Annotated in this window: 11 protein-coding genes; 10 read left to right on the top strand and 1 reads right to left on the bottom strand. The window is 41.2% G+C overall.

Features of this window, described 5'->3' with window-relative positions; genetic code table 11:
- Positions 1-79 precede the first annotated feature (79 nt).
- From BWR56_RS07145 to BWR56_RS07100, 10 genes are all read left to right on the top strand, one after another.
- Complete coding sequence (locus BWR56_RS07145) at positions 80-3,475, top strand: SIALI-17 repeat-containing surface protein (RefSeq protein WP_076984734.1); 3,396 nt, start codon at positions 80-82, stop codon at positions 3,473-3,475.
- Positions 3,476-3,705: 230 nt separating this feature from the next.
- Entirely contained in the window at positions 3,706-4,404 is a 699-nt protein-coding gene (locus tag BWR56_RS07140) for an N-acetylmannosamine-6-phosphate 2-epimerase (RefSeq protein ID WP_001135647.1), read from the top strand.
- Positions 4,405-4,517: 113 nt separating this feature from the next.
- Complete coding sequence (locus BWR56_RS07135; protein ID WP_076984733.1) at positions 4,518-5,846, top strand: extracellular solute-binding protein; 1,329 nt, start codon at positions 4,518-4,520, stop codon at positions 5,844-5,846.
- Between the two features lie 219 nt (positions 5,847-6,065).
- Complete coding sequence (locus BWR56_RS07130; protein ID WP_161801140.1) at positions 6,066-6,932, top strand: carbohydrate ABC transporter permease; 867 nt, start codon at positions 6,066-6,068, stop codon at positions 6,930-6,932.
- A gap of 15 nt (positions 6,933-6,947) precedes the next feature.
- Positions 6,948-7,787, top strand: coding sequence for a carbohydrate ABC transporter permease (locus BWR56_RS07125; RefSeq protein WP_001183243.1), 840 nt, complete (start codon positions 6,948-6,950; stop codon positions 7,785-7,787).
- 389 nt (positions 7,788-8,176) lie between these two features.
- Positions 8,177-8,629 (top strand): NanQ anomerase/TabA/YiaL family protein, encoded by a 453-nt coding sequence (locus BWR56_RS07120; protein WP_000575430.1) that lies wholly within the window; start codon positions 8,177-8,179, stop codon positions 8,627-8,629.
- A 20-nt stretch (positions 8,630-8,649) separates the two neighbouring features.
- Positions 8,650-9,294, top strand: coding sequence for a YesL family protein (locus BWR56_RS07115; protein ID WP_044020393.1), 645 nt, complete (start codon positions 8,650-8,652; stop codon positions 9,292-9,294).
- 170 nt (positions 9,295-9,464) lie between these two features.
- The gene (locus tag BWR56_RS07110) at positions 9,465-10,382 is read left to right on the top strand and encodes a dihydrodipicolinate synthase family protein (RefSeq protein ID WP_076984731.1); all 918 of its coding nucleotides are present in this window, start codon (positions 9,465-9,467) and stop codon (positions 10,380-10,382) included.
- Between the two features lie 17 nt (positions 10,383-10,399).
- A complete protein-coding gene (locus tag BWR56_RS07105; protein ID WP_076984730.1) occupies positions 10,400-11,284 on the top strand; it encodes an ROK family protein in 885 nt (294 codons plus the stop codon).
- Positions 11,285-11,640: 356 nt separating this feature from the next.
- The gene (locus tag BWR56_RS07100) at positions 11,641-12,405 is read left to right on the top strand and encodes a class I SAM-dependent methyltransferase (RefSeq protein ID WP_076984729.1); all 765 of its coding nucleotides are present in this window, start codon (positions 11,641-11,643) and stop codon (positions 12,403-12,405) included.
- A 286-nt stretch (positions 12,406-12,691) separates the two neighbouring features.
- Here BWR56_RS07100 and BWR56_RS07095 read toward each other — a convergent pair whose 3' ends face one another.
- Positions 12,692-13,543, bottom strand: a complete 852-nt coding sequence (locus BWR56_RS07095; protein WP_049505654.1) for a MurR/RpiR family transcriptional regulator — start codon at positions 13,541-13,543, stop codon at positions 12,692-12,694.
- Positions 13,544-13,553: the final 10 nt, after the last annotated feature.

Here is a 13,553-nt window from a genome sequence, read left to right as displayed (position 1 = left end):
ACTTGTCTCTTGAAGAGACAATAAAAATTTTTAAAGAAAAAAGAAAGCGCTTTATTTTTATGAAAATGAAAGGACAAACATGAATTACAACTCTTTACATCGGAAACAGCGATACGGAATTCGAAAATTTGCAGTTGGTGCGGCATCGGTAGTGATTGGGACAGTAGTATTTGGAGCAAATCCAGTCTTAGCTCAAGAGCAAGCCAATGCAGCAGGGGCCAATACAGAAACTGTCGAATCTGGTCAAGGATTATCAGAATTGCCAAAAGAAGTGTCCTCGGGAGATCTTGCTCATTTGGATAAGGATTTGGCTGGCAAATTGGCAGCAGCTCAAGACAATGGCGTTGAGGTGGACCAAGATCATTTGAAAAAAAATGAGAGTGTAGAATCAGAAACCCCATCCTCTACGGAAACCCCTGCAGAAGAAGCAAATAAGGAAGAGGAATCAGAGGATCAGGGAGCGATTCCTCGTGACTATTACTCAAGAGATTTAAAAAATGCTAATCCTGTCCTTGAAAAAGAAGATGTTGAAACCAATGCAACAAATGGTCAGAGAGTCGATTTATCAAATGAACTAGATAAACTAAAGCAACTAAAAAATGCTACAGTTCACATGGAGTTCAAACCGGATGCATCAGCTCCACGCTTTTACAATCTCTTCTCTGTATCCAGTGACACCAAGGAAAATGAGTACTTTACTATGTCGGTTCTTGATAATACAGCTCTTATTGAAGGGCGTGGCGCTAACGGGGAGCAGTTCTATGATAAGTATACAGATGCTCCTTTGAAAGTTCGCCCTGGACAATGGAATTCCGTGACCTTTACTGTCGAACAACCGACAGCAGAGTTACCTCATGGTCGAGTTCGTCTCTATGTGAACGGTGTCTTATCTCGAACAAGTCTCAAATCTGGGAACTTTATCAAAGATATGCCAGATGTTAATCAAGCTCAACTTGGAGCAACCAAACGGGGCAATAAAACAGTTTGGGCATCAAACCTACAAGTTCGAAACCTAACTGTTTATGATCGTGCTTTAAGCCCAGATGAAGTTCAAACACGGAGTCAATTATTTGAAAGAGGTGAATTGGAACAGAAACTTCCTGAGGGAGCAAAAGTCACTGAGAAAGAAGACGTCTTTGAAGGTGGTAGGAACAATCAACCAAATAAAGATGGTATCAAGAGTTATCGTATCCCAGCTCTTCTCAAGACAGATAAAGGAACGCTGATTGCTGGAACGGATGAAAGACGTTTGCACCATTCTGACTGGGGAGATATTGGGATGGTTGTTCGTCGCAGCTCAGATAATGGAAAAACATGGGGAGACCGAATCGTAATCTCAAATCCTCGTGACAATGAGCATGCTAAACATGCAGATTGGCCATCTCCAGTCAATATTGATATGGCCTTGGTGCAAGACCCTGAAACAAAGAGAATTTTTGCAATTTATGACATGTTCCTTGAAAGTAAGGCAGTATTTTCTCTGCCAGGGCAAGCTCCGAAAGCTTATGAACAAGTGGGAGATAAAGTTTATCAAGTTTTATATAAGCAAGGAGAATCAGGTCGTTATACAATTCGAGAAAACGGAGAGGTATTCGACCCTCAAAATAGAAAGACAGATTATCGTGTTGTCGTTGACCCTAAAAAACCAGCCTACAGCGATAAGGGAGATTTGTATAAAGGGAATGAGTTAATCGGAAATATTTATTTTGAATATAGCGAAAAGAATATTTTTAGAGTTTCCAATACCAACTACCTATGGATGTCCTACAGTGATGACGATGGGAAGACTTGGTCTGCACCAAAAGATATTACACATGGGATTCGGAAAGATTGGATGCACTTCCTAGGAACTGGACCTGGTACGGGGATTGCCTTGCGTACAGGACCTCATAAGGGAAGACTGGTGATTCCAGTTTATACAACAAACAACGTTTCCTACCTAAGCGGTTCTCAATCATCTCGTGTAATTTATTCAGATGATCATGGAGAAACATGGCAAGCAGGGGAAGCAGTTAATGATAACCGCCCAGTAGGCAATCAAACCATTCACTCCTCAACCATGAATAATCCAGGTGCCCAAAATACGGAGTCGACTGTTGTTCAGTTGAATAATGGGGATCTCAAGCTCTTTATGCGTGGGTTGACTGGTGATCTTCAGGTTGCGACCAGTCATGATGGAGGAGCAACGTGGGATAAGGAAATCAAACGTTATTCTCAAGTAAAAGACGTTTATGTTCAAATGTCCGCTATTCACACCATGCATGAAGGAAAGGAATACATTCTACTCAGCAATGCTGGTGGTCCTGGACGCAATAATGGTTTGGTCCACCTGGCTCGTGTTGAGGCGAATGGTGAGTTGACATGGCTGAAGCACAATCCTATACAAAGTGGTAAGTTTGCGTACAACTCACTCCAAGAACTCGGAAATGGCGAATATGGTTTGCTTTATGAGCATGCGGATGGCAACCAAAACGATTATACTTTATCCTATAAGAAATTCAACTGGGATTTCTTAAGCAAAGACAGAATTTCTCCTAAAGAAGCAAAAGTAAAATATGCTATCCAAAAATGGCCAGGTATTATTGCCATGGAGTTCGATTCGGAAGTATTGGTCAACAAGGCTCCGACCCTTCAATTGGCAAATGGCAAGACAGCAACCTTCATGACCCAATACGATACAAAAACTCTCCTATTCACAATAGATCCAGAGGATATGGGTCAAAGAATTACAGGTCTAGCTGAGGGTGCAATTGAAAGCATGCACAATTTACCAGTTTCTTTAGCTGGCTCTAAACTAAGCGATGGTATTAATGGCAGTGAAGCTGCTATCCATGAGGTTCCAGAGTTCGCAGGTGGTGTTAATGCTGAGGAAGCCCCAGTGGCAGAGATACCAGAGTACACTGGACCATTGGCAACAGTGGGTGAAGAAGTAGCTCCAACGGTTGAAAAACCTGAATTTACAGGTGGTGTTAATGCTGAGGAAGCCCCAGTGGCAGAAATCCCAGAGTACACAGGTCCTTTGGCAACAGTAGGCGAAGAAGCAGCTCCAACGGTTGAAAAACCTGAATTTACAGGTGGGGTCAACGCTGTTGAAGCGGCAGTCCACGAACTGCCAGAGTTTAAAGGTGGCGTTAATGCGGTCCTAGCTGCATCTAACGAGCTTCCTGAATATAGAGGAGGCGCTAACTTTGTCTTAGCAGCTTCAAATGACCTACCAGAGTACGTAGGCGGCGTCAATGGCGCTGAGGCGGCAGTCCATGAACTTCCAGAGTTTAAGGGAGAAACCAAACCAGTCTTAGCGGCTGCAAATGACAAACTATCTCTAGGAAAAGATGTTACCTATCAAGCTCCAGCAGTTAAACAAACGGGTCTACCAAATACTGGAAGCAAGGAAACAAGCTCACTGATTTCCCTTGGTCTTGCAGGTGTTCTTTTATCCTTGTTTGCATTTGGCAAGAAGAGAAAAGAATCGTAAGCAAAAGCTATTTGAATAAGTCTCAGAAGAGATAGCAGGTTGTTCAGCCTGCTATCTTTCTTTATTAAATTCAGCTTGCTTCAAAATCATAAGAAGTCTGAAACTACTTTCAGGATAGTCTGTTCTATAAAATAGTTTTGAAACTGAAATCTATTCTATCACAATCTATTGAAAGCGCTTAACAAATGATATATAATAAGCTCATAGAAGAAAGAAAGGGAGGAAAGAGGATGCCACAGATCAGCAAAGAAGCCTTGATTGAACAGATCAAAGATGGAATCATTGTCTCTTGCCAGGCACTTCCTCACGAACCGCTTTATACAGAAGCGGGAGGGGTTATCCCCTTGCTAGTCAAAGCGGCTGAGCAAGGTGGAGCAGTCGGTATCCGAGCAAACAGTGTTCGTGATATCAAGGAGATCAAGGAGGTTACGAAACTCCCGATTATTGGGATCATCAAACGTGACTATCCGCCACAGGAGCCATTCATTACAGCGACTATGAAAGAAGTTGATGAGTTGGCTGAACTAGACATTGAGGTTATTGCTCTGGATTGTACCAAACGTGAACGTTACGACGGTTTGGAAATTCAGGACTTCATCCGACAAGTCAAAGAAAAGTATCCACATCAACTCTTAATGGCTGATACTAGCACTTTTGAAGAAGGGCTAGCAGCAGTCGAAGCAGGGATTGATTTTGTGGGAACAACCCTATCAGGTTACACCTCTTATAGTCCAAAAGTAGATGGTCCAGACTTTGAACTAATCAAAAAACTGTGTGAAGCAGGAGTGGATGTCATCGCTGAAGGGAAAATTCATACACCAGAACAAGCCAAACAAATCCTTGAATATGGGGTGCGAGGTATCGTTGTTGGTGGTGCGATTACTAGACCAAAAGAGATTACGGAGCGCTTTGTTGCCGGTCTTAAATAACACAATCTCAAAAAAGAGGAGAGTGGTCGATGCGTCGGATGAAATGAAAACGTATACAAATATAAAGAACTCATTATCCAATATGGATACGCTTATCAATTAGGAGAATACAAATGAAATTTAGAAAACTAGCTTGTACAGTACTTGCGGGTGCTGCGATTCTTGGCCTTGCGGCTTGTGGTAACTCTGGTGGAAGTAAAGATGCTGGAAGTTCTAGTAGCGATAGCGGAAAAACAGAAATTACTTGGTGGGCATTCCCAGTCTTCACACAAGAAAAAACGGGTGACGGTGTTGGAACATATGAAAAATCAATCATCGAAGCTTTTGAAAAAGCAAATCCAGATGTAAAAGTGAAATTGGAAACCATCGACTTCAAGTCAGGTCCAGAAAAGATCACAACAGCCATCGAAGCAGGAACAGCGCCAGACGTACTCTTTGACGCACCAGGACGTATCATCCAATACGGTAAAAATGGTAAATTGGCTGAGTTGAACGACCTCTTCACAGATGAATTCGTCAAAGATGTTAACAACGAAAACATCGTACAAGCAAGTAAGGCTGGAGACAAAGCTTACATGTATCCAATCAGTTCAGCTCCATTCTACATGGCTATGAACAAGAAAATGTTGGAAGATGCTGGAGTTGCAAACCTTGTAAAAGAAGGTTGGACAACTGATGACTTTGAAAAAGTTTTGAAAGCGCTTAAAGATAAAGGCTATACACCAGGTTCATTGTTCAGTTCTGGTCAAGGGGGAGACCAAGGAACACGTGCCTTCGTTGCAAACCTTTATGGCGGTTCTGTAACAGACAAAGACGTAACCAAATATACAACAGACGATCCTAAATTTGTCAAAGGTCTTGAAAAAGCTGCTAGCTGGATTAAAGACGGTTTGTTGAACAATGGTTCACAATTTGACGGTGGGGCAGACATCCAAAACTTTGCGAACGGTCAAACATCATACACAATCCTTTGGGCACCAGCTCAAAACGGTATCCAAGCGAAACTCTTGGAAGCAAGTAAGGTAGATGTGGTAGAAGTACCATTCCCATCAGACTCAGGTAAACCATCTCTTGAATACCTTGTAAACGGATTTGCAGTATTTAACAACAAAGACGACAAGAAAATCGCAGCTGCTAAGAAATTCGTTCAATTCATCGCAGATGACAAAGAATGGGGTCCTAAAGACGTAGTTCGTACAGGTGCCTTCCCAGTTCGTACTTCATTTGGCAAACTTTATGAAGACAAACGTATGGAAACAATCAGTGGCTGGACTAAATACTACTCACCATACTACAACACTATCAACGGATTTGCTGAAATGAGAACACTTTGGTTCCCAATGTTGCAATCTGTATCAAATGGTGACGAAAAACCAGCGGATGCTTTGAAAGCCTTCACTGAAAAAGCTAACGAAACAATTAAAAAAGCTACAAAACAATAAGCACTAAGTCAGATTGATTCCCCCCTTTTCCCTGTGCACTATGGTGTAAGAAAAGGGGGACTTTTGTTTGAAATGGTAGGAACTGTCACGAAATTAAAATGAAGTTCTTACATAAGCGAATCTTAAAAAATTTCATTTTGGTTTTAAAACAGTTCAAGAAAATCAAAAACTATTCTATTTGAAAGAGAGGTGCCGACTGTGAAAGTCAATAAAATTCGTATGCGGGAAACAGTGATTTCCTACGCTTTCCTAGCACCAGTGTTATTCTTCTTTGTGATCTTTGTCTTGGCTCCTATGATTATGGGATTCATTACAAGTTTCTTCAACTACTCCATGACTAAATTTGAGTTTGTGGGCTTGGACAACTACATTCGTATGTTTAAAGACCCTGTCTTTGTGAAGTCTTTGATCAATACCGTTATCCTGGTTATTGGATCTGTTCCGATTGTGGTTCTCTTCTCGCTCTTTGTAGCATCTCAAACCTATCATCAAAACGCCATTGCCCGTTCTTTCTATCGTTTCGTCTTCTTCCTTCCTGTAGTTACAGGTAGTGTTGCCGTAACGGTTGTATGGAAATGGATCTATGACCCCCTATCAGGGATTCTAAACTTTGTTCTTAAGTCAAGCCACATTATCAGCCAAAACATTTCTTGGCTGGGTGACAAAAACTGGGCTTTGCTAGCGATTATGATTATCCTTTTGACAACATCTGTTGGTCAACCGATTATCCTTTATATCGCTGCTATGGGAAATATTGACAACTCACTTGTTGAAGCGGCGCGTGTTGACGGTGCGACTGAGTTCCAAGTGTTCTGGAAGATCAAATGGCCTAGCCTTCTTCCAACAACTCTTTACATCGCAATCATTACGACTATCAACTCATTCCAGTGTTTCGCCTTGATTCAGTTGTTGACTTCTGGTGGTCCAAACTATTCAACAAGTACCTTGATGTACTACCTTTACGAAAAAGCCTTCCAATTGACAGAGTACGGCTATGCAAATACCATCGGTGTCTTCTTGGCAGTGATGATTGCCATTGTCAGCTTTGCTCAATTCAAGATCCTCGGAAACGACGTAGAATACTAAAGAAAGGAGACAGTTATGCAACCTACACAAAAGAAACCTTTAACAGCTTTCACTGTTATTTCAACGATTATCTTGCTCTTGTTGACCGTACTGTTCATCTTTCCATTCTACTGGATCTTGACAGGGGCCTTCAAATCACAGCCTGATACCATTATGATTCCACCACAGTGGTTCCCTAAAATGCCAACCATGGAGAACTTCCAACAACTCATGGTGCAAAACCCTGCTATGCAGTGGATGTGGAACTCTGTATTTATCTCACTGGTAACCATGTTCTTAGTCTGTGCAACCTCTTCTCTAGCAGGTTATGTCTTGGCTAAAAAACGTTTCTATGGTCAGCGCATTCTCTTTGCAGTCTTTATCGCTGCCATGGCTCTTCCAAAACAAGTTGTCCTTGTACCATTGGTACGTATCGTCAACTTCATGGGAATTCACGATACTCTTTGGGCAGTTATCTTGCCTTTGATTGGATGGCCATTTGGGGTCTTCCTTATGAAACAGTTCAGCGAAAACATCCCTACAGAATTGCTTGAATCAGCTAAAATCGACGGTTGTGGTGAGATTCGTACCTTCTGGAGCGTAGCCTTCCCTATCGTGAAACCAGGATTTGCAGCCCTTGCAATCTTTACCTTCATCAATACTTGGAACGACTACTTTATGCAGTTGGTTATGTTGACTTCACGTCAAAACTTGACTATCTCACTCGGGGTTGCGACCATGCAGGCCGAAATGGCAACCAACTATGGTTTGATCATGGCGGGTGCAGCTCTTGCAGCCGTGCCAATCGTAACGGTCTTCCTTGTCTTCCAAAAATCCTTCACTCAGGGTATTACTATGGGAGCGGTCAAAGGTTAAGAAAAGTAAATTAGTGTATCAAGATTGCAGAAGTGGTCTTGACATGCCATGGAAATATAGAGTTATAAGTGTCTACAAAATGGAGAGTATGCAGTTACTTCGTGAAGTTTTGTCAGACACTTATAAACTTAAGAATGAACTCTTTTCATGATACTAGTTAGAGTAGGTTCGTTTTATGGTAGCTATTTCCCGCTTTAGTGGTATCTAAGACAAGTATCTTACGCTTATCTTAGACGGAATTTTTGAGACTGACGATGAAGGAGTGAAAGGCTCAAAAATTAGGAATGAAATTCCGAAGGAATTTGCTTCCGTCCGCACTATTACAGGGAAATAGAGAAAGGATAATTCGAAACTGAAAAATAGTAACTATCAGAAACGAAGGAAACAGTATGATTTTTGACGATTTGAAAAACATCGCCTTTTACAAGGGAATCCATCCCAATCTAGACAAGGCTATCGACTATCTCTATCAGCACCGTAAGGATTCTTTTGAACTCGGTAAGTATGAGATTGACGGGGACAAGGTCTTTCTAGTTGTTCAGGAAAATGTCCTCAACCAAGCTGAAAATGATCAATTTGAGCATCATAAGAACTATGCAGACTTGCATTTGCTGGTAGAAGGACATGAATATTCGAGCTACGGTTCACGTATCAAAGACGAAGCGGTAGCATTCGATGAAGCGAGTGACATTGGCTTTGTCCATTGTCATGAACGCTACCCACTCTTGTTGGGTTATCACAATTTTGCGATTTTCTTCCCAGGAGAACCGCACCAGCCAAATGGCTATGCAGGTATGGAAGAGAAGGTTCGCAAATATCTCTTTAAAATTTTGATTGATTAAAAGAATCAGGAGGAGCAAACATGGCACAAAAAGGAGTAAGCCTTATTAAGGCAGCATTTGACACAGATAACTTTCTCATGCGTTTCAGTGAGAAGGTCTTGGATATCGTCACAGTCAATCTTCTTTTTGTCGTCTCTTGTTTGCCCATTGTGACGATTGGAGTGGCGAAAATCAGCCTTTACGAGACCATGTTTGAGATTAAGAGAAGCAGACGAGTTCCAGTTTTCAGAACCTATCTAAGAGCTTTCAAGCAAAATCTGAAACTGGGGCTTCAGTTAGGTTTGCTAGAGTTGGGCATTGTGTCATTAAGCCTTCTAGACCTCTATCTCTTCTGGGGCCAGACAGCTTTACCTTTCCAGATTGTGAAAGCAATTTGTTTGGGGATTCTCATCTTCCTCACTCTCGTGATGTTGGCTAGTTATCCCATCGCTGCGCGCTATGATTTATCTTGGAAAGAAGTGCTGCAAAAAGGGCTTATCTTGGCAAGTTTTAACTTTCCATGGTTCTTCCTCATGTTAGCTATTCTCTTTCTCATAGTGATGGTTCTTTATCTATCCGCCTTCACTCTCCTTTTGGGTGGGTCAGCCTTTATCCTCTTTGGTTTTGGTTTGCTGGTCTTTCTCCAAGCAGGATTGATGGAGAAAATTTTCGCCAAATACCAGTAGGATGAGGTGTTTCTGAAACTACTTTCAATCGTTACAGTTTCTAAAATACAAGTAGAAACTAAAATCTAAGTGTATACAAGATATTGAAAGCGATTTTCACAAGGTGTATACTAAACTTGTAAAAATAGAACTGCTCTCAGCAGAAAAAAAGAAATCTTAGGAGAAAATCTATGTCAGATTTGAAAAAATACGAAGGTGTCATTCCAGCCTTCTACGCATGTTATGATGATCAAGGAGAAGTCAGTCCAGAGCGTACGCGCGCCTTGGTTCAATACTTCATTGATAAGGGAGTTCAAGGTCTCTATGTCAACGGTTCTTCTGGTGAATGTATCTACCAAAGCGTAGAGGACCGCAAGTTGATTTTGGAAGAAGTCATGGCAGTTGCTAAAGGTAAATTGACTATTATCGCTCACGTAGCTTGTAATAATACTAAAGACAGTATTGAACTTGCTCGCCATGCGGAAAGCTTGGGAGTAGATGCTATCGCAACAATCCCACCTATTTACTTCCGCTTGCCAGAATACTCAGTTGCCAGATACTGGAACGATATCAGTGCTGCAGCTCCAAACACAGATTACGTGATTTATAACATTCCTCAGTTAGCAGGTGTTGCTTTGACTCCAAGCCTCTACACAGAAATGTTGAAAAACCCACGTGTTATCGGTGTTAAGAACTCTTCAATGCCAGTTCAAGATATCCAAACCTTTGTCAGCCTTGGTGGAGAAGACCACATCGTCTTTAACGGTCCAGATGAACAGTTCCTAGGAGGACGGCTCATGGGTGCTAAAGCTGGTATCGGTGGTACATATGGTGCTATGCCAGAACTCTTCTTGAAACTCAATGAGTTGATTGCTGAGAAAGACTTGGAAACAGCTCGTGAATTGCAATACGCTATCAATGCAATCATTGGTAAATTGACTGCTGCACATGGAAATATGTACTGTGTCATCAAAGAAGTTTTGAAAATCAATGAAGGTTTGAACATTGGTTCAGTTCGTTCACCATTGACACCAGTAACCGAAGAAGATCGTCCAGTTGTAGAAGCAGCAGCGCAATTGATTCGTGAAACCAAGGAGCGCTTCCTCTAATCCATAAGGAGGTATTTATGACACACTATGTTGCAATTGATATTGGCGGAACCAACATCAAATATGGTTTGATTGACCAAGAAGGCCAACTTGTTGAATCGCATGAAATGCCAACTGAGGCGCAAAAGGGTGGACCCCATATCTTACAAAAGACAAAAGATATCGTTTCCAGCTATTTAGAAAAAGGCCCAGTGGCAGGTGTTGCCATTTCTTCTGCTGGGATGGTGGATCCTGACAAGGGTGAAATCTTCTATGCTGGTCCTCAAATTCCTAACTACGCAGGAACTCAGTTCAAAAAGGAAATCGAGACTAGCTTTGCTATTCCTTGTGAAATTGAAAATGATGTCAATTGTGCAGGTCTGGCTGAGGCAGTATCTGGTTCAGGAAAGGGAGCAAGTGTGACACTTTGCTTGACCATTGGAACAGGTATCGGTGGTTGCTTGATTATGGATGGGAAAGTCTTCCATGGATTTAGCAATTCAGCTTGTGAAGTTGGCTATATGCATATGCAGGATGGAGCTTTCCAAGACTTGGCTTCTACGACAGCCTTGGTAGAATATGTGGCAGCAGCTCATGGTGATCCAGTTGATCAGTGGAATGGCCGACGCATTTTCAAGGAAGCTACCGAAGGAAACAAGATCTGTATGGCTGGCATTGACCGCATGGTAGATTACCTTGGGAAAGGTCTGGCAAATATTTGCTACGTTGCCAATCCAGAAGTAGTCATTCTCGGTGGTGGCATCATGGGGCAAGAGGCTATTCTCAAACCAAAGATCCGCACAGCCTTGAAGGCGTCCTTGGTGCCAAGCCTAGCTGAAAAAACACGATTGGAATTTGCCCATCACCAAAATACAGCAGGGATGCTGGGTGCTTACTATCACTTTAAAACAAAACAATCCTAGTTTGGAACTATAGAATTAAGAAAAACACTTAATCACTACTTGAGTGACAAATGTTTTGCTTAATTCTTTTTTTATTGAAAAATTTGAGCTAAAGGAGGTAGTCGTGAGAAACTAGGAGAAAATAACCACCTTGTATGAAAGGTTAAGCCGAGATGAAGAACTACAAGGCGAGAGCAATTCTATCATCCATTTAATTGATATTTAGCTTGAGTAAATGGGAAAATGTGGAAAAATGATATAATGAGATGGACGATTATTTGACAAATTAGAAGTTGTAGCGGTGAGAAAAATGTAATATGTAATGGCAGCTCATCCAACTTAAATCGAATAGTATAACATTACGAGGAGATTATCAGATGAACAATTATATAAAATGTAATCAAGATAGATGGAATAATGTAAAAAATGACTATACTGAGCCATTGACACATGAAGAATTAGAAGAAGTTAGAAAACATCCAATTGCTGTTGCCTTAACTGTTGGGAAAAAAGTTCCGGAAGAATGGTTTGAAAAAGCCAAGGGGAAAAAGATATTAGGGTTAGCTTGTGGTGGTGGCCAGCAGGGTCCAGTTTTTGCTCTAAAAGGTTATGATGTCACCATCATGGATTTTTCTAAATCACAATTACAAAGAGATGAGTTGGTTGCTAAAAGAGAAGGCTTAAAAATCAATACCGTTCAAGGCGATATGACAAAACCATTTCCATTTGAAGATGAAACCTTTGATATTATTTTTAATCCGGTTTCAAATGTATATATAGAGGATTTAGAAAACATGTATAAAGAAGCCTCTCGCGTATTGAAAAAGGGCGGTTTGTTAATGGTTGGATTTATGAACCCTTGGATCTACATTTATGATGCGGACATTGTATGGGACCAACCTGATGAGGAATTACTGTTAAAGTTTTCACTACCTTTTAATTCAAGAGAGCTTGAAGCGGAAGGCAAAATAACCATAGATCCAGAATATGGATATGAATTTAGCCATACCTTAGAAAGTCAGATTAGAGGACAACTGAAGAATGGTCTCGCCATGATTGATTTTTATGAATCGTGTGATAAAAGACATCGATTATCACGGTATGGAAATGATTATATCGCTACACTCTGCATTAAACTATAAACTTATAGAACATACTTCAGGAGAATAGCTCATTTTATGTTCCTGAAGGGTTAAAATCTAAAACTCACTTTGTCGAAGCAAAATAATTAAATAAAATTAGAGAGGAAGTAAAAGCAGCACATAGTCGCTACTTCCTTTTTGTTGTCAAACATTCAAAAATGGAATGGAAGATTTATGGAAGAATTGAAAAACACGATTAGAATTTGCCCATCACCAAAATACAGCAGGGATGTTGGGAGCCTACTATCATTTCAAAACAAAACAATCCTAGTTTGGTTCAACCAAACTAGGATTTTCTAACGCGTTTTTGTCTACGATAGCCATTGAGTTTTTTATTTTCCCAATAGCTGTTAAAGATTTTTTCTTTGCTCTCGCGATTAATTTCTAAAAAGTAGGCATAAATCAAATCTATTAAAATGAGCATAGGGAGTTGAGCGGAAATACGCTGGATGTAAGAAGATTGACTATGGCTTGCCACAAGGACTGTTTCGGTATAGGCCTGACTGTTTTTGTTTGGAGCGCTGGTAAAGAGAATGGTCTTGGCCCCCATTTCCTTAGCATCCAACAAACTATCGAGGACGGATTGAGTAGTGCCTGATAGAGAAAAGCCAAGTACCAGACAATTTTCATCCATGATACTAGTCGTCCAAGCAAAGCCATCCTGATCGGTCAAAGCTTCACAGACCACACCTAATCGCATAAAGCGCAGTTTCATCTCACGGGCAATCAGACCAGAACTTCCCGTCCCAAAAAAGTAAACTCGTTCTGCGTCATCGATTAATTGGGCAACTCGTTCCAGTTGTTCTTCGTCAATCAAATCCTGTGTTTGTTCTCGCATGATACTGTAGCTTCGTAAAACACGTTTGGTCAAAGGACTGTGTTTGTGCGAATGAGTGTCCGGTTTACTAGCCTGATGCTGGTATTGAAAGACGAATTCTCGGTAGCCTGTAAAACCACACTTTTTGGCAAAGCGGGTTAAGGCTGCTTGGGAGATATGTAATTTCTGGGTAACTTGCTGAGAAGAGAGATCATCTTGGATCGTTTCAGCTTGCAAAAAATAGCGAGCGATTTCTTGCTCGAGCTCGGTTAATTCTTCAAAATGGAGGTCGATTATGGTTGCGATATCTGGCTTGTTCATGAGGCTCCTT

The organism is Streptococcus oralis, assembly GCF_001983955.1.
GTDB lineage: Bacteria > Bacillota > Bacilli > Lactobacillales > Streptococcaceae > Streptococcus > Streptococcus jiangnanensis.
This window is presented reverse-complemented; position numbering and strand designations above follow the sequence as displayed.